Below are 20,129 nucleotides of genomic sequence, written 5' to 3'. Positions count from 1 at the left end.
CCGACGACATGACGTCTTCGAAGGAAGGCCGCGCCGCGGCCCTGCCGCAGGACCTCCAGGAAGCCCTGCGCCGTCGCCTCGCCGGAAAGGCCGGCGGCCCGGCAGCAGGCGCCCGGCCGGGCATCCCCCGCGCCGACCGGTCCCGGCCGCTGCCGCTGTCCTTCGCCCAGCAGCGGCTGTGGTTCCTCGACCAGCTGCGGCCCGGCGACGCCCGCTACAACAGCGCGGTCGCGCTGCGGCTCACCGGCGACCTGGACCGCACCGCGCTGTCCCGGGCGCTGGACGCCGTGGTCGAGCGCCACGAGGCACTGCGCACCACGTTCGACGACCACGACGGCCGGCCCGTGCAGACCGTGCAGCCGCCCGCCCCGGTGCCCCTGCCGCTCCGGGACCTCGCGGGGGAGCCGGAGCGCGCGTGCGAGGAGAGCCCGGAGGCGGCGCTCGACGCGCTGCTGCTCGCCGAGTACTCCCGCCCGTTCGACCTGCGCACCGGGCCACTCCTGCGCGCCCTGCTGATCCGCACCGCGCCCGACCAGCACGTCCTGCTGCTCACCGCGCACCACATCGTCACCGACGGCTGGTCGATGGGCGTGCTGCTGGACGAACTCCGCACCCTGCACGACGCCTTCGCCGCGGGGGAGACGCCCGCCCTGGCGCCGGTGGCCACGCAGTACCCCGACTTCGCCGGGTGGCAGCGCGACCGGCTGTCCGGCGCCCTCCTCCAGGAGCAGCTGTCCTACTGGACCAAGCAACTGGACGGCGCGGTACCGCTGGAGCTGCCGCTCGACCGTCCCCGCGACGGGGCGGAACCGGCCGGCGGCGCGGTGCACACCTTCCACGTCCCGCCACCGACCACGGCCCGCCTGCGGCAGGTGGCGGCCGACCAGCACACCACCCTCTTCGCCGCGCTGATCGCCGGCTGCCAGGCCCTGTTCGCCCGCTGGTCCGGGCAGGACGACATCACCCTCGGATCCCTGACCCCCGGGCGCGGCCGCACCGAACTGGAGCGTGCGGTCGGCTTCTTCGTCAACACGGTCGTGCTGCGCTGCCCGGTCGACACCGCCCGCCCCTACCGCGACCTGCTGGACACCGCGGCCGCCACCGTCCTCGACGCCTTCGCGCACGACGACACCCCCTTCGAACGGCTGGTGGAGGCGGTCGGCACGACCCGGGAAGCGGGCCGCAACCCGCTCTTCGACGTCATGGTCCTGCTCCACCCCGCCCCGCCCGCCGCCCCCGGCCTGCGCGGGCTGACCGCCGAGAACGTGCCCGTGCCCCGCCGCTCGGCCACCTTCGACCTCAGCGTGGAATTCGTGCCCGACGGGGACGGCCTCACCGGGCTGCTGGAGTACCGCACCGACCTCTTCGACGCCCCGACCGCGGCGCGGATGGCCGAGCAACTCGTCCTCCTGCTCGACGGGGTGGCCGCCGAACCCGACCGGCCGCTGGGCGAGCTGCCGCTGCTCGCCGAGGACGACCGGCGGCGGCTGACCACCGAGTGGAACGACACCGCCGTGCCGGTCGCCCCCGCCACCTACCCCGGCGTCTTCGAGGCCCGGGCCGCCCGCACCCCGCACCACACGGCACTGGTCGCCGGTGACACCACCCTGGACTACGCCGAACTCAACGCCCGCGCCAACCGGCTGGCCCACCACCTCATCCATCGCGGCGCCGGCCCCGAACGGCTCGTCGCGCTGCGGCTGCCGCGCACCGCCGACCTGGTCGTGGCCCTCCTCGCCGTCCTCAAATCCGGTGCCGGCTACCTGCCCCTCGACCCCGAACTGCCCGCGGAACGCGTGGAGTTCCTGCTCGCCGACGCCCGGCCGATGCTGGTGCTCGACGAGGCCGCGCTGCGCGCCGTACCCGGCGACACGCCCGCGACGAACCCCACCGACGCCGACCGCCGCGCCCCGCTGCACCCCGGCCACCCCGCCTACGTCATCTACACCTCCGGCTCGACCGGCCGTCCCAAGGGCGTCGCCGTCGAGCACCGCTCCCTGATGAACCTGCTGGCCGCACACGAGCACGGCTTCGTCGCCGACGCCGGCGGCGGGCCCCTGCGGGTCGCCCTGACCGCGTCGTTCTCCTTCGACACCTCGCTGGAGGGCGTCCTGCTGATGGCCGGTGGCCATCAGCTGCACCTCGTCGACGAGACCACCCGGCTCGACCCGGCCGCGCTGGTCGAGTACGTCGTCACCCATCGGCTCGACTTCCTCGACCTCACCCCCTCCTACCTGCGGCAACTGCTGCCCGCCGGATTGCTCAGCGACCCCCGCCACCGGCCCCGGGTGCTGATGCTCGGCGGCGAGGCCGTCGGCCCCGCGTTGTGGCGGGAGCTGTCCGCGCTGCCCGACACCGCCGCGTACAACTTCTACGGCCCGACCGAGTGCACCGTCGACGCACTGGCCTGCCGCATCACCGGCACCGGCCGGCCCCTGGTGGGCCGGCCGCTCGCCAACGTGCGCGCCTACGTCCTCGACGACCGGCTGCAGCCGGTGCCGCCCGGTGTCGGAGGCGAGCTCTACCTCGCCGGCGCCCAGATCGCCCGCGGCTATCTGCACCGCCCCGGCCTGACCGCCGCCCGCTTCACCGCCGACCCGTACGGGCCGCCCGGCAGCCGGATGTACCGCACCGGCGACCTCGCCCGTTGGACGGCCGACGGACGGCTCGACTACCTGGGCCGCGCCGACGACCAGGTCAAGATCCGCGGCCACCGCATCGAACCCGGCGAGATCGAGGCGGCCCTGCTGGCCCTGCCGGACGTCGCCGTGGCGGCCGTCCTCGCCGTCGAAAACGACCAGGGCCACTCCCGGCTGGCCGCCTATGTGGCGCCCTCCGCCACCGGACGGCCCACCCCGTCCGGCCTCCGCGACGCCCTCGCCCGCACCCTGCCCGGCCACATGGTGCCCGCAGCCTTCGTCGTCCTCGACGCCCTGCCGCTCAACAGCAGCGGCAAACTGGACCGGCGCGCCCTGCCCGCCCCCGACCTCGACGCGGCCCCGCGCGAGCGGGAGTTCGTCGCACCGCGCACCCCGGCCGAGCGCGAGCTGGCCGCGATCTGGTCCGAGGTCCTCGGCCTCGCCCGGGTGGGCGTGACGGACAACTTCTTCGAGCTGGGCGGCGACTCGATCCTCAGCATCCAGGCGGTCTCCCGGGCCCGCGCCGCCGGCTGGCTGCTGACCTCCCGGGACGTCTTCCGGCACCAGACCGTCGCCGACCTCGCCGCCGCGGTCACCCCGCGCACCGCCCCGGCGACCGCGCCCCGGCCGCAGCAGGACACCGGCCCGGCCCCGCTCACCCCCATCCAGGAATGGTTCTTCGCCACCCACGGGCCGCAGCGGCACTTCACCATGTCGATGCTGCTCGACCTGCCGCACGACCTCGACCAGCCCGCCCTGGAACAGGCCCTGCACGCCGTCGCCGCACACCACCCCGCGCTGCGCACCCGCTTCCTGCGCACCGGCGACACCTGGCGCCAGCACCCCGGAGCCCCCGTGGCCCCGGGCCTGCTGACCCGCCACGACCTCTCCGGAACCAGCGGTACCGCCCGGGACGCCGCCCGCACCGAGGCGGCCGACGCCGCCCGCGCCGCCCTGGACCCGGCCGCCGGCACCCTGCTGCGCGCCGTCCTGTTCCTGCCCGACCCCGGCGACCGCCCCCAGCTTTTCCTGACGGCCCATCACCTCGCCGTCGACAGCGTCTCCTGGCGCATCCTCCTCGCCGATCTGGAAACCGCCTACCGCCAGGCCGCCGCCGGCCGGCCGGTCCAACTGGCGCCCACCGGCACGCCGTTCACCACCTGGGCGGCCTCCCTGGTCCGCCATGTCCAGGACGGCGGTCTCGACGACGACCTCGCGCACTGGAGCGCGCAGAGCGCCGTACCGCGCACCCCGCTGCCGGCCGACCGCGACGGCACCCCGGTCGCCGGCTCGGTCCGCACCGTACGCGCCCGCCTCGACCGCGACACCACCGAGGCCCTGCTCCGCCGGGTCCCCGGCGTGTACCGCACCCAGGTCAACGACGTGCTGCTGAGCGCACTGGGCCGGGTCCTCGCCGACTGGACGGGCACCGACCGGGTGACGGTGGCACTGGAGGGCCACGGCCGGGAGGACCTCGGCGGCACCGAGGGTGACGCGGGCGCCGGTGACGCGGCCGCCGCCGACGCCCCCGACCTGTCCCGGACCGTCGGCTGGTTCACCACCCAGTACCCGGTCACCCTCACCCCGGCCGGCCCGGCGGACGAGCCGGACTGGGGCGGCACGCTCAAGGCGGTCAAGGAACAGCTGCGGGCCGTCCCGCGCCGCGGCCTCGGCTACGAGGCGCTGGCCCGCCTCGGCTCGCCCGACCCGGCCGCCCGCGCCCTGCAGGCCCAGCCGCTGCCCGAGGTCTGCTTCACCTACCACGGCCAGTGGGAGACCCCGCAGGACGCCGACTTCGCGCCCGCCGGCCCGGCCCCCGGCCGCGACCTGGCCGCCGACGCCCGGCTGGACCACCTGCTGGACGTCTCCGCCGTGGTGGCCGACGGCGTGCTGGAACTGACCTGGCACTACAGCGACCAGGTGCACCACGAGCGCACGGTCCGCGACCTGGCCGACGGCACGGTCCGGGCACTGACCGGGATCGTCGCCCACTGCGCCCGGCCCGACGCCGGCGGCCGCACCCCCTCCGACTTCCCCCTCGCCCAACTGGACCAGGCCGGCCTCGACCGCCTCGTCGGCGACGGTCACGGCATCGAAGACCTCTACCCCCTGACGCCCCTTCAGGAAGGCATGCTCTTCCACCGCCTCGTCGGTCAGGACGGCGGGAACGGTGGGGACGGCGGGAGTGGCGACGTCTATCTCGACCAGGCCGCCCTGCTGCTCGACGGGGTGACCGAACCGGAGACCTTCGCCCGGGCCTGGCAGCGGGTGGCCGACCGGAACCCCGTCCTGCGCACCTCCGTCGTCTGGGACGGCGTGCCCGCCCCGCTGCAGATCGTGCACCGCCGCGCCACCGTGCCGGTCGTCCACCTGGACTGGCGCGACCTCGACGACGCCACCCGCGCGGACCGGCTGGCCCGCCTGCGGGCCGACGACCTGGCGCAGGGCCTCGATCTCGGCACCGCACCGCTGATGCGGCTCACCCTGATCCGGCTGCCCGGCGGGCAGCTGCGGCTGCTGTGGACCTCGCACCATCTGATCCTGGACGGCTGGAGCCTGGCGCAGGTGCTGACCGAGGTGTGCGAGGAGTACGCCGCCCTGGCCACCGGCCGGGACGCGACGCCGCCGGTCCGCCGCCCCTTCGCCGACTACGTCCGCTGGCTCGCCACCCGCGACGGCCGCGCCGCCGAGCAGCACTGGCGCACCGTCCTCGCCGGCTTCGCCACCCCCACCCCGCTGCCCTGCGACCGCCCGCCGCGCGAGGCCCACCGGGCCCGCTCCGCCGAGGTCGTGGCCGCCGGCCTGACCCCCGAGCGGTCCCGCGCGCTGGAGGACACCGCCCGGCGCGCCGGCCTGACCCTCAACACCGTGGTGCAAGGCGTCTGGGCCCTGCTGCTGGCGCGCTACAGCGGGGATCCGGACGTGGTGTTCGGCAGCACCGTCTCCGGCCGCCCCGACGAACTGCCCGGCGCCGAAGCCATGGTGGGCATGTTCATCAACACCCTGCCGACCCGGGCACGCGTCGAAGGACACCGCACGGCCGCCGACTGGCTGCGGGACCTCCAGGACGCCCAGTCCGAGTCCCGCCGCTTCGAGACCGTCTCACTGGCCCAGCTGACCTCGCTCAGCGACGTGCCCGCGGGCACCGCGCTCTTCGACAGCATGGTCGCCTTCGAGAACTACCCCTTCGACGAGGCCCGGACCTCCGGCGCCGGCGTGCGCATCCTCGACGTCACCTCCCTGGACGCCACCAACTTCCCGCTGGTGCTCCGCGCCCACCACGGCGACCGCCTCGGCTTCGACCTCGCCTACGACCCGGGCCTGTTCGACGAGGCCACCGTCCGCTCCCTCGCCGACCGGCTGTGCCTGCTGCTCGACGAGATCGCCGCCGGCCCCGAACGGCCGCTGCGCGACCTGGCCTGGACGACCGCCGAGGAACGCCGGCGGATGCTGGTGGACTGGAACGGCTCCGCGCACGGCCGGCCCGAGCGGACGCTGGTCGACCTGTTCGAGGACCAGGCCGCACGCACCCCCGACGCCACCGCCGTGACCTGCGCCGGCGACACCCTGACCTACGCCGAACTCGACGCGCGGGCAGGGTGGTTGGCGCACCGGCTGGCCGCGTCCGGAGCCGGCCCCGAGCGGTTCGTGGCGCTCGCCCTGCCCCGCTCGACGGACATGCTCGTGGCGATCGTGGCGGTGCTCAAGACCGGCGCCGCCTACGTACCCGTCGACCCGGAACTTCCCGGGGACCGCATCACCCACCTGCTCACCGACGCCGCCCCCGCCCTGCTCGTCACCACCACAGCGGCCGCCGGACGCCTGGGCGACACCGCCGTGCCGCGCCTCCTCCTCGACGACCCCGAGGTCCGCGCCGATCTGGCCCGGCGCCCGGCCGCCGCCCTCGCGCCGGAGCACCGCCCGCTGCCGGAGAGCCCCGCCTACGTCATCTACACCTCGGGCTCCACCGGCCGGCCCAAGGGCGTGGTCGTCCCGCACGCCAACGTGGTGCGGCTGTTCTCCGGCACCCGCGACCGGTTCGGCTTCGACGCGCACGACGTGTGGACCCTCTTCCACTCCTACGCCTTCGACTTCTCCGTCTGGGAGATCTGGGGAGCCCTGCTGCACGGCGGCCGCCTGGTCGTCGTCCCGCACGACATCGCCCGTTCGCCGGCGGACTTCCTCCGTCTGCTGGCGGACGAGCGGGTCACGGTGCTCAACCAGACGCCCTCCGCGTTCTACCCGCTGATGCGCGCCGACGCCGAACACCCGGACTTGGGCGGGGAGTTGACGCTCCGCTACGTCATCTTCGGCGGCGAAGCCCTCGACCTCGGCCGGCTCACCGACTGGTACGAGCGGCACCCGGACACCGCCCCGGCCCTGGTCAACATGTACGGCATCACCGAGACCACCGTGCACGTCACCCACGCACCGCTCGACCGCGCCACGGTGGCCGGCGCCACCGGCAGCGCCATCGGCTCCGGCCTGCCCGACCTGCGGCTCCATGTGCTCGACGCCGGTCTCGCCCCGGTGCCGCCCGGTGCCGTCGGCGAACTGTACGTGGCCGGCGAGGGGCTGGCCCGCGGCTATCTGAACCGGCCCGGCCTGACCGCCGCACGGTTCGTCGCCCACCCCTTCGGGCCGCCCGGCAGCCGGATGTACCGCACCGGCGACCGCGTCCGGTGGCGGCGCGACGGCACGCTGGAGTACCTGGGCCGGGCCGACCAGCAGGTCAAGATCCGCGGCTTCCGCATCGAACCCGGCGAGATCGAGGCCGCGCTGAACGCCCACCCCGCGATCGGCGCCTCGGTGGTCTCCGTGCGCGAGGACACCCCCGGCGTGCGGCGGCTGGTCGCCCATGTCGTCGGCACCGGCCCGGACGCCCCGCCGTCCGCCGCCGCACTCCGCGCTCACCTGGAACGGACCCTGCCCGCCCATATGGTCCCCGCCGCCTACGTGCCGCTGGACGCGCTGCCGCTGACCGTCAACGGCAAGCTCGACCACCGGGCGCTGCCCGCCCCCGGTCCGGACGGCTACGCCACAGGCGGGCGGCGCACGGCCCCGCGCACCGCCGCGGAACGCCTGGTCGCCGGTGCCTGGGCCGAGGTCCTGGACACCGAGGAGATCGGCGTCGAGGACAGCTTCTTCGCGCTGGGCGGCGACTCGATCCTCGCCATCCGCGTCACCTCCCGGCTGCGCGCCGCCTTCGGCGTGGACGTCTCGCCGCGGCTGCTGTTCACCCGGCCGACGGTGGCCGCCCTGGCCGCCGCACTGCCCGACCCGGCCGCGGACCGCCGGCCACCGGCCGACCCGATCCCGCCGGCCGACCGCGACCGCGCACTCCCGCTGTCGTTCGCCCAGCAACGCCTCTGGTTCCTCGACCACTTCGAACCCGGCAGCACCGAATACCTGACCTTCTTCGTGCTCCGCCTGCGCGGCCGGCTCGACGAGGCCGCACTGCACACCGCCCTGGACGCCCTGGTGGCCCGGCACGAACCGCTGCGCACCACCTTCGCCGAGCAGGACGGCCGTGCCCGCCAGCAGGTCCACCCGCCCCACCCGGTGGACCTCCCGACGCACGACCTGTCCGCCGTCCCGGCCGACGCGCGGCCGGGCGCCCTCGACGAGCTGCTCGCCGACGAGGCCGCCACCCCCTTCGACCTGGGGCACGGGCCACTGCTGCGCACCCGGCTGATCCGCCTCGCCCCGGACGAGCACGTACTGACCCTGGCCCTGCACCACATCGTCACCGACGGCTGGTCCACCGCCGTCCTCGGCCGGGACCTGGGCGAGCTGTACGCCGCGGCCCTGGAGGACCGCCGGCCCGACCTGCCCCCGCTGCCCGTCCAGTACGCCGACTACGCCGCCTGGCAACGCGCCCGGTCCGCCGACGCCGAGCGGCAACTCGACTACTGGAAGGAGCAGTTGGCGGACGTCGCCCCGCTGGAGCTGCCCACCGACCGGCCCCGGCCCGCGGTGCGCACCAAGAACGGCGCACTGCTGGAGTTCGCGCTGCCCGCCGCGCTGACCGACCGGCTGCGGGAGACCGGCCGGCGCACCGACGCCACCCTCTACATGACCCTGCTCGCGGCCTGCCAGGTGCTCCTCGCCCGCTGGGCCGGCCAGGAGGACATCGCCGTCGGCACCGTGACCGCCGGCCGCGATCGCCCCGAACTGGAGCATCTGGTCGGCATGTTCGTGAACACCCTCGTGCTGCGCGGCCGGGTGCGCACCGATGAGCCGTTCGACGCGCTGCTGTCGCGGGTGCGCGGCACCGTGCTGGACGCCTTCGCCCACCAGGACGTGCCGTTCGAGCGGGTCGTCGACGCGCTCCAGCCGGAACGCGACACCAGCCGCACCCCGCTGTTCCAGGTCATGGTCGCCCTGCACAACCTGGGCGGCCGGGCCCCGCAGCTGCCCGGCCTGGACGTCGAGACGGTCCAGCCGCCGGGCCGGAGCGCCACCTTCGACCTCGGCCTCGACTTCGTCGAGCAGGACGGCGGCGGTCTCACCTGCTTCGTCGAGTACCACACCGACCTGTTCGACCGGGACACCGTCGAGCGGCTGACCGGCCGGCTGCGCCTGCTGCTGGAAGCGGTCGCCGACGACCCCGGGCGCCCGGTGGGCGAACTGCCGCTGCTGTCCGACGCGGAGCGCCACCAGGTCCTGGAGGAGTGGCAGGGCGCCGCACTGCACGTCCCGGACACCACGTTCCCCGAGCTGTTCGAGGCCCAGGCGGCCCGTACCCCGCACGCCACCGCACTGGTGGCACGGGACGCCACCCTCGACTTCGCGGAGCTCAACACCCGCGCCAACCGGCTGGCCCACCACCTCATCGCGCTCGGGGTCGGCCCCGAGCGGGTGGTCGCCGTCCAACTCCCGCGCACCTCCGAGATGTTCGTGGCGCTGCTGGCCGTCCTCAAGGCCGGCGGCACCCAGCTGTCCGTCGACCCGGAGCTGCCCGCTGACCGGGTGGCGTATCTGCTCGCGGACGCCGCACCGCAGACCGTGCTCACCCCCGAGGCGCTGCGCGACGCCCCGCTGGACCGGCAGCCCACCCACAACCCCACGGACGCCGACCGCATCGCCCCGCTGCACCCCGCCCACACCGCTTACCTCACCTACACCTCCGGCTCCACCGGCCGCCCCAAGGGCGTCGCCGTCGAACACCGCCAGCTCGTCAACCTCTGCCACGACCACCGGGACGGGCTGGTCGCCCCGCATACCACGGACGGCACCCCGCTGCGCGCCGCGCTGAGCGCCGCCTTCTCCTTCGACACCTCCTGGGAGGGCCCGCTGCTGCTGGCCCTCGGACAGCAGGTGCACCTGATCGACGAGGACGTGCGGCTGGACCCGGCCGCGTTCGTCGCCCGGATCGCCGCCCACCGCCTGGACTTCCTCAATGTGACGCCGTCCTTCCTGCACGAGCTGCTGGCCGCCGGGCTGTTCACCACCGGCGGCCACCGCCCCCGGATCGTCCTGGTCGGCGGCGAGGCCGTCGGCACCGCCGCCTGGCAGCAGCTCCGCGCGCTGCCCGGCGTCACCGCGTACAACATCTACGGCCCCACCGAGTGCACCGTCGACGCCGTCTACGGACGCTTCACCGACCACGCGACGCACCCGGTCATCGGACGGCCCGGCCGCAACCTGCGCGCCTACGTGCTCGACGGCTCCCTGCGGCCCGTACCCGTCGGCGTGCCCGGTGAGCTGTACTTGGCCGGTGCGCAGGTCGCCCGCGGCTACCGGGGCCGGCCGGGCCTGACCGCCGGGCGGTTCGTCGCCGACCCGTTCGGCCCGCCCGGCACCCGGATGTACCGCACCGGCGACCGTGCCCGCCGGCACCCCGGCGGACTCCTGGAATTCCTCGGCCGCACCGACGACCAGGTCAAGATACGTGGCTTCCGCATCGAGCCCGGCGAGGTCGAGGCGGCCCTCCTCGACCACCCCGAGGTGGGCGACGCGGTCGTCGCGGCCCGCACCCAGGCCGGCCGCACGATGCTGGTGGCCTACGTCGTGCCGCGCGGCGGCCGGCAACCCGCCGCGGACGCACTCCGCGTCCACCTGCGCCGTACGCTGCCCGACTACATGGTCCCCGCGGCGTTCGTCCCGCTCGCGCGGGTGCCGCGGACCAGCAGCGGCAAGACCGACCGGCGCGCCCTGCCCGCACCCCCGCTCCAGCCGGACACCGACACCCCGTACGTGGCCCCGCGCACCGGCACCGAGACCCTGCTCGCCGGCATCTGGGCCGAGGTCCTCGGCACGCCCCGGATCGGCGTCGAGGACAACTTCTTCGCCCTCGGCGGCGACTCGATCCTCAGCATCCAGATCGTCTCCCGGGCCCGTCAGGCCGGACTCGCCCTCACCTCCAAGGACGTCTTCCGCCACCAGACCGTCGCCGAACTCGCCCTGCGCACCGACCAGGTGGCCGCCCCGCCGGCCGCCGACGCCACCGCCCCGGCCGGGCCGGCGCCGCTCACGCCCATTCAGCGCTGGTACCTCGACGGCCGCCGGCCCGGCGACCGGCTGCACTTCACCATGACCCAGCGGCTGGAACTCGCCCCCGGAACCGACCCGGAGGCACTGCGCCGCGCCGTCGACACCCTGATCTCCCACCACCCGGCGCTGCGCACCCGGTTCCGCCGGACCGACGGCACCTGGCACCAGGAGGTGCTGCCCGCCGCACCCGGGGACGCGTTCGCCCACCACGACCTGACCGGCCTCGACGACCGCGCGCAGGAGGACGCCGTCCAGCGCGCGGCCGCCGACGCCCAGACCTCCCTGGATCCCACTGAGGGCCGCGTCCTGCGCGCCCTCCTCTTCGACCGTGGCCCCGGCCGTCCGCCCCAACTCGTCCTCACCGCACACCACTTGGTCGTCGACGGGGTGTCCTGGCGCATCCTGCTCGCCGACCTGGAGGCCGCCCACCGCAACGCCTCCGCCGGCCGCCCGGCCGCCCTGCCCCCGGCGAGCACCGGCTACCCGCAGTGGGCCGACCGTCTGCAACGGCACACCCGCTCCGGCGCCTTCGACGGCGACCTGCCGTACTGGACCCGGGTCTGCGGCACGCCCGCCGACCTCCCCGTCGACCGGCCCGGCGCCCACCCGCGGGGCGCCGCCGCCACCGTGACCGTCCGCCTGGGCCGGGACGCGACCGACGCCCTGCTGCGTCAGGTACCGGACGTCTACCGCACCCAGGTCAACGACGTCCTGCTCAGTGCCCTGGGCCGCACCCTGAGCCGCTGGAGCGGCCGGGACACCGTCCTCCTCGGCATCGAGGGGCACGGCCGCGAGGACCTCTTCGACGACCTGGACCTGTCCCGCACGGTCGGCTGGTTCACCGCGGAATTCCCGCTCGCCCTGACCGTCGACCCGGACGCCGACTGGCGCGACACCGTCCGCTCCGTCAAGGAGCAGCTACGGGCCGTCCCGCTGCGCGGACTGAGCTACGGCGCGCTGCGCCACCTCGCCCCCCAGGCCCCGCTGCCCGACGCGCCGCGGCCGCGCATCGGCTTCAACTACCACGGCCAGTGGGACGTCGCCGCCACGGACCGGCCGGCGGACGACGGGCTCTACCGCGCCGCCCTGCCGCCCGCCGGACAGGACACCGACCCCGACGAGGAACGCAGCTATCTGCTCGACGTGACCGGCGTGGTCCAGGACGGCCGGCTCGAACTCGGCTGGACCTACCCGCCCGCCGTCTACGACGAGGCCACCGTGCGCCGCCTCGCCGAGGACACCCTCGCGGCGCTGGACGAGATCGTCGCGCACTGCGCCCGCCCGGACACCGGCGGCCGCACCCCTTCCGACTTCCCGCTCGCCGGACTCGACCAGCACCAGGTGGACCTGCTCGCCGGCGACGGCCGCGACGTGGTGGACATCCACCCGCTGACCCCGCTCCAGGCCGGCATGCTCTTCCACCAGCTGGTCGACGACGCCGGCGCCTACTTCGACCAGATGGCGGTCCGGATCGCCGGCATCGCCGACCCGCACGCCTTCGCCGCGGCCTGGCAGCGGGTCGCCGACCACACCCCGGCCCTGCGCAGCAGCGTCCACTGGCACGGCCTGCCGCACCCCGTCCAGGTCGTCCACCGGCACGCCGACCTGCCCGTCACCCACCACGACTGGCGGACCCTGACGCCCGGCGAACGCGACCGGGCACAGGAGAAGCTGCTCGCCGAGGAACGCGCCACTGGCGTGGACCTCACCCGCGCCCCGCTCAGCCGGATCGCGGTGGCCGCGCTCCCCGACGACGAGATCGTCCTGGTGTGGTCCTCGCACCACCTGATGCTCGACGGCTGGAGCACCGGCCAGATCTTCACCGACGTGTGCGCGCAGTACGCCGCCGCGGCCCGCGGCACCACGCTCCGCCCGCCGGCCCGCCGCCCGTTCCGGGACTTCCTCCAGTGGCTGGCCGACCAGGACGAGGAGCAGGCCGAGCGGCACTGGGCCGACGCGCTGGGCGGATGCACCGCCCGCACGCCGCTCCCGTACGACCGGCGGCCCGCCGAGGCGCACCGCGCCCGGGCGACCGACAGCGTCGCCGTCGAACTCACCCCCGAGGTCTCCGACCGGCTGCGCACCATGGCCGGACGCCACGGTCTCACCGTCAACACCGTCGTCCAGGGCGCCTGGGCGCTGCTGCTGGCCCGCTCCGGCGGCCGCCGGGACGTGGTGTTCGGCACCACCGTCTCCGGCCGCCCGGCCGAGCTGGCCGGCGTGGCATCCATGGTCGGCATGTTCATCAACACCGTCCCGACCCGGGCCAGGATCGACGGCGCCCGGACCGTGCCGGACTGGCTGCGCGACCTCCAGGAGCAGCAGAGCGACTCCCGCCGCTACGACTTCGTCTCGCTCGCCCGCATCCAGGCACTCAGCGAACTCCCCGCGGGGGAGCCGCTGTTCGACAGCATGGTGGTCTTCGAGAACTACCCCTTCGACGAGACGGCCGCGGCCGACGCCGGCATCCGCATCACCGACGTGCGCGCCGACGACGCCCCCACCTTCCCGCTGTGCCTGCGCGCCTACCTCGCCGATCGCCTCGGCTTCGGCCTCGCCTACGACCCCGCGCTGTTCGACCGCGCCACCGTGGAGCGCACCGCGGACCGGCTGCGGGCCCTGCTCACCGCCGTCGCCGACGGCGCCGCCCGGACCGTGGACGACCTCGACCCGCTCACCGACGCCGACCGCGCCCTGGTGCACCGCTGGAACACCCCGGCACGCCAGACGTCGCCCGGTTCACCGGTGACCCTCTTCGCCGAGCAGGTGCGCCGCACCCCGGACGCCCTCGCCGTCAGCGACGACGAGCAGGAGTTGACGTTCCGTCAACTCGACGAATGGGCCGACAAGTTGGCTCATCGACTGCGCGCCGCGGGGCTGCCCGCCGAGGGGCGGGTGGCGCTGCTCATGGACCGTTCGGTGGCCCTCGTCGTGGCCCAGCTCGCGGTCCTCAAGGCCGGCGGCGCCTACGTCCCGGTGGACGTCCGCGCCCCCGAGGAGCGCCGCCGCACCCTGCTCCGGCAGGCGGGGGTCACGGTCCAGCTGACCGACCGGGACGTGACCGACGCCCGCGCCGACGGCCCGGCCGGCCCACCGCCGGCAGCGGCCACCGACCCCGACTGCCTCGCGTACGTGATGTTCACCTCCGGATCGACCGGTGAGCCCAAGGCCGTCGGCGTGCGCCACCGCGACGTGGCCGCGCTCGCCACCGACAGCCGCTTCCGGGGCCCCGACTGCCAACGCGTCCTGCTGCACTCTCCCGTGGCGTTCGACGCCGCCACCTTCGAGGTCTGGGCGCCGCTGCTGAACGGCGGCCGCATCGTGGTCGCCCCGCCGGGCGCCGTGAACGCGGCCTTGCTGCGGCGGCTGGCCGACGGGGGAGAGGTGACCGCGCTGTGGCTGACGGCCGGGCTGTTCCGGCTGCTGGCACAGGACGCGCCGGACTGCTTCGCGGGACTGCGCCAGGTGTGGACCGGCGGCGACGTGGTCCCGGCCGCGGCCGTGCGCCGGGTCCTCGACGCCTGCCCCGGGCTGACCGTCGTGGACGGCTACGGCCCGACCGAGACCACCACCTTCGCCACCACCCACGCCATGACCGACGCGGCCGCGGTACCCGACCCGGTACCCATCGGACGCCCCCTCGACGACATGCGGGTGCACGTCCTCGACGCCCGGCTCCGGCCCGTACCGCCCGGCACCGTCGGCGAGCTCTACCTGGCCGGCGAGGGCGTCGCCCGCGGCTACCTCGGCCGGCCCGGAGCGAGTGCGGAACGCTTCCTCGCCGACCCCTCCGGCCCGCCCGGCACCCGGATGTACCGCACCGGCGACCTCGCCCGACGGCACCCCGACGGCACCGTCGAGTTCCTCGGCCGCGCCGACGATCAGGTCAAGATCCGCGGCTTCCGCGTCGAACCCGGCGAGGTCGAGGGCGCCCTGGCCGCCCACCCCGCCGTCGCGGACGTGGCCGTGGTGGCCCGCGAAGGACGGTCCGGCGCGAAACAGCTCATCGCCTACGTCGTCGGACACGACGGACTCGACCCCGACGCGCTGCACGCCCACGCCCGCCGCACCCTGCCCGACTACCTCGTGCCCACCGCCGTCGTCCCGCTGGACGCACTGCCGCTCAGCACCAACGGCAAGGTCGACCGGGCCGCCCTGCCGGCCCCCGACGCCCCCACCGGCCGGCCGGAAGCCGTCGCACCGCGCACCGACGCCGAACGCCGCATCGCCGCCATCTGGTCCGACGTACTCGGCGTACCCGAAGTCGGCGTCACGGACGACTTCTTCGCCCTCGGCGGCGACTCCATCCTCAGCATCCGGCTCACCTCGCGGCTCGCGGAGGCGTTCGGCACCGAGCTGACCCCGCGGGCGGTGTTCAGCCACCCGACCCCGGCCGCCCTCGCCGCGCTGCTCACCGCGCCCGGGCAGCCCGCCGGCCGGCCGGGCGCGGCGCTGGTCCCGGTCGGCCGCGACACCCCGCTGCCGCAGTCCTTCGCCCAGCAACGCCTGTGGTTCCTGGACTCGTTCGCGCCGGAGAGCACCGAGTACCTCACCCCGCTCGCGCTGCGGCTGCGCGGCCGACTGGACACCACCGCGCTCGCCGCCGCCCTGACCGCCCTGGCCACCCGGCACGAATCGCTGCGCACCACCTTCGACTCCGTCGACGGCCAGGGCGTCCAGATCGTCCACCCGCCGCAGGACGTCCCGCTGCCGCTGCACGACCTGACGGAGCTGCCGCCCGGCGACCGCCCGGCGCGGCTGACGCAGCTGCTCGCCGAAGAGCGCACCCGCCCCTTCGACCTGCGCCGCGGACCCCTGCTGCGGGCCGGGCTGATCCGGCTCGCGGACGACCACCACGTCCTGACCCTGACCCTGCACCACATCGTCACCGACGGCTGGTCGACCGGCATCCTCACCGGCGACCTGGCCCACCTCTACCGCGCCGCGCTGACCGGCACCCCCGCCACGCTGCCGGCGCTGCCCGTCCAGTACGCCGATGTCGCCCAGTGGCAGCGCACCGCGCTCACCGGCCCGGCCGCCGAGGACCAGCTGCGCTGGTGGAAGGAGCGGCTGACCGGCATCGAACCGCTCCAGCTGCCCACCGACCGGCCCCGGCCGCCGGTCCGCACCCGGCACGGCGCCACGACCGGGTTCGTCCTGCCGCCGGAAACCGCCCGCCGGCTAGCCGAGTTCGGCCGGACCCGGCAGACCACCCTGTTCATGACCCTGGTCGCCGCGGTCCAGACGCTCCTCGCCCGGCTCTCCGGACAGCGGGACATCGCCGTCGGCACGGTCACCTCGGGCCGCGAACGCCCGGAAACCCAGCGCCTGATCGGCTTCTTCGTCAACACCCTGGTGCTGCGCTCCACCGTCGAACCGGAGCGGTCCTTCCCGGACTTCCTCGCCGACGTCCGTGACACCGTGCTGGACGCCTTCGCGCACCAGGACGTGCCGTTCGAGCGGGTCGTGGACGAGGTCCAGCCGGACCGCGACACCAGCCGCACCCCGCTCTTCCAGGCCATGGTGGTGCTGCAGAACGCCCCCGGCGCGCCGATGGACCTGCCCGGCCTCCGGGTCAGCGACATCGAGCCCGAGCGGGACGAGGCCGCCTTCGACGTCACCCTGGAGTTCGCCGAGGCGGACTCCGGCGCCCTGCACGGGCTGCTCACCTACCATTCCGACCTGTTCGACGCGGACACCGCACGCCGGATGGCCGACCAGCTCACCACCCTGCTCACCGCCCTCGCCGACGACCCCGACCGCCCCCTCGGCGCGCTCCCGCTGGCTCCCGCCGAGGAACTGCGGCGCCTGCTCACCGACCGGCAGGGCGACGCGCACCGGGTCCCGCCGGCCACCCTGCCCGAGCTGTTCGCACGGCAGGTCACCCGGCGGCCCGACGCTCCGGCCCTCGCCGAGGGCGACCGCGTGCTGACCTACGCCGAGCTGGACACCGCCGCCAACCGCCTGGCCCACCGGCTGATCTCCCGCGGCGTCGGCCCGGAACGCCTGGTCGCCCTGGCGCTGCCGCGCGGCGCCGACATGGTCGTGGCGCAACTGGCGGTGGCCAAGGCCGGCGGCGCGTTCCTGCCCGTCGACCCCGCCTACCCGGCCGAGCGCCGGGAGTTCATGGTCCGCGACTCCGCGGCGGCCCTGGTCCTCGACGACCCGGCGGACGTGTGGTGCCCCGACGGCCCCGCGACCGCCCCCACCGACGCGGACCGCCCGGCCCCCCTCACCACCGACCACCCCGCCTACGTCATCTACACCTCCGGCTCCACCGGCACCCCCAAGGCCGTGGTCGTGACGCACAGCGGACTCGCCGGCTTCGCCGCGGCCGCCGCCGACCGCTACGACGTACAACCCGGCGACCGGATCCTCCAGTTCGCCTCGCCCAGCTTCGACGCCGCCGTCCTGGAGCTGTGCATCTCCCTGCTCGCCGGCGCCACCCTGATCGCGGGGGAGGAGGGACCGCTGGTCGGCGACCGGCTCGCCCAGGTGCTCGCCGACCGGCGGATCACCCACACCCTGATCCCGCCCGCCGCCCTCGCCACCGTCCCGCCCGAAACGGCCGGCACCCTGCCGGACCTGCGCACCCTCATCGTCGGCGCCGAGGCCTGCCCGGCCGACCTCGTCGACCACTGGGCCCCGGGCCGTCGCATGATCAACTCCTACGGCCCCACCGAGGCCACCGTGGTGGCCACCTGGACCGGACCGCTCACTCCCAGCGCGGGCGCCCCGCCCATCGGCCACACCGTCGACGGCACCCGCGCCTACGTCCTCGACGCCGCCCTGCGCCCCGTACCGGTCGGCGTCACCGGCGAGTTGTACGTGGCCGGCGCCGGCCTCGCCCGCGGCTACCTGGCCCGCCCCGGACTGACCGCCGCCCGCTTCCCGGCCGACCCCTTCGGTCCGCCCGGCAGCCGGATGTACCGCACCGGAGACCTGGTGCGGTGGGGCGCCGATGGCCAACTCCGCTACGCCGGACGCGCCGACGACCAGGTCAAGGTCCGCGGCTACCGCATCGAACCCGGCGAGATCGAGAGCGCACTGCGGCGCGCCCCGCAGGTCCGGGACGCCGCGGTCGTGGTCCGCAGCATCGGCCCGTCCGGCGCCGAACCACCTGCCCCCGGCCGGCTGGTCGCCTACGTCGTCCCCGCCGACGGACCACCCGACGCCCTGGACGTCCAGGAACTGCGCGCGGACCTCGCCCACACCCTCCCGTCCCACATGGTGCCGTCGGTGTTCGTCCCGCTGGCGGAGCTGCCCCTCACCCCCAACGGCAAGACCGACCGCCGGGCGCTGCCCGCTCCCGCCCCGTCCACCGTCCCCACCGCCCACCACATCGCCCCGCGCACGGACACCGAACGCCGTATCGCGCAGATCTGGGCCGAGGTCCTCGGCCTCGACACCGTGGGCGCCGATGACAACTTCTTCGCCCTCGGCGGCGACTCGATCCTCAGCATGCAGGTCGTCTCACGGCTGCGCCGCACCGGACTGCACCTCGCGACCAAGGACCTGTTCACCCACCAGACGGTCGCCGAACTGGCCACCGTGGTCACCACCGGACCCGACCGGGCCGACGACGGCCCGGTCACCGGCGACCTGCCCCTCACCCCCATCCAGCACTGGTTCCTGACCACCCCCCGCGCCAACCACCACCACTTCAACCAGTCCGCACTGCTCGAACTCGACGGCGAACCCGACCCCACCGCACTGGAGGCGGCGCTCACCGCCCTCCTCACCCACCACGACGCCCTCCGCCTGCGCTTCACCGAACAGGACGGCCGCTGGCACCAGCACAACCCGCCCCCGCCCGCCACCCCGGACCGCCTCCTCGTCCGCCACGACCTGACCGGCCTCACCCCCGACCAGACCGACACCGCCCTCCGCACCACCGCCGACACCCTGCACACCGGCCTCGACATCGGCCGGGGCCCGCTGCTCCGCGCCGCACTCCTCACCGGTGGCCGGGACCACCCCGGCTACCTGCTCCTGGTGGCCCACCACCTCGTCATCGACGCGGTGTCCTGGCGGATCCTCCTCGACGACCTGGACACCGCCTACCACCAGGCCGCCCAGGGCCACCCGGTCACGCTCGGCGCCCGCACCACCTCCTTCCGCGACTGGGCCCGCGGCCTCGCCGCACACGTCGCCGCGGGCGCCCTGGACCACGAACTCCCTTACTGGGAAGAGGCATTGAACTCCGCCCCGCTTCCCGTGGACCACACCCCGGAGCCCGCCACCACCGCCGAAACCAGGACCCTGACCCGCACCCTGGACGAGCCCGACACCACCGCACTCCTCCGGGCCGCCCCCACCGCCTACCGCACCCGCATCAACGACGTCCTGCTCGCCGCCCTCGCCCTCGCCCTGGCCCGCTGGACCGATCGGGACCGGGTCTCCGTGGACCTCGAAGGACACGGCCGCGAGGACGTCCTGGACGGCGTCGACCTCTCCCGCACCGTCGGCTGGTTCACCACCGTCCACCCGGTCGGCCTGCACATCCCCGATCGCGCCGACCTCGGCCCCACCCGGGACTGGCGCGCCCTGGTCAAGTCCGTCCGACGCCAACTCCGCACCGTTCCCGGCAACGGCCTCGGCTTCGGCGCCCTGCGCACGTACGGCAGCCCGGACATCCGCCGGCGCCTGGAGCGCACCGGCCACGGCCGGCTCGTCTTCAACTACCTCGGCCAATGGGACTCCCGCCGCACGGGAACCGACACCGGCGGCGGCCTGATCCGCGCCGAGCACGGCAGCTTCGGCCAGGACCACGACCCCCGCGACCCCGGCTCCCACCTCCTGGAGGCGGTCGGCGCCGTCCAGAACGGCCGCCTCACCTTCACCTGGCACTACCGCCCCGACACCCACGAGGAGACCACCGTCCGCGCCGTCGCCGAGGACTTCACCGAGGCCCTCCACCAGATAGCCCGGCACGCCCGCAATAGCCTCTGAACCACAACCACCGGCCCACCAGAACCCTTCAACCCACCTCCA

Annotated in this window: 1 protein-coding gene; it reads left to right on the top strand. The window is 75.3% G+C overall.

Translation table 11 applies throughout. The features are described 5' to 3' along the window. The first annotated feature begins 8 nt into the window (after positions 1–8). Positions 9–20,087, top strand: a complete 20,079-nt coding sequence (locus V2J85_RS07710) for a non-ribosomal peptide synthase/polyketide synthase (protein ID WP_330821021.1) — start codon at positions 9–11, stop codon at positions 20,085–20,087. The last annotated feature ends 42 nt before the right edge of the window (positions 20,088–20,129 follow it).

The sequence above is a fragment of the Streptomyces bugieae genome (assembly GCF_036352915.1).
GTDB classification, from domain to species: domain Bacteria; phylum Actinomycetota; class Actinomycetes; order Streptomycetales; family Streptomycetaceae; genus Streptomyces; species Streptomyces endophytica.
The sequence above is the reverse complement of the archived record's forward strand: the minus strand, read 5'-3'. Positions and strand labels throughout refer to the sequence as shown.

Excerpts from the sequence above, each read along its gene's own strand:
- V2J85_RS07710 (WP_330821021.1), top strand. The coding sequence starts at position 9 with ATGACGTCTTCGAAGGAAGGCCGCGCCGCGGCCCTGCCGCAGGACCTC.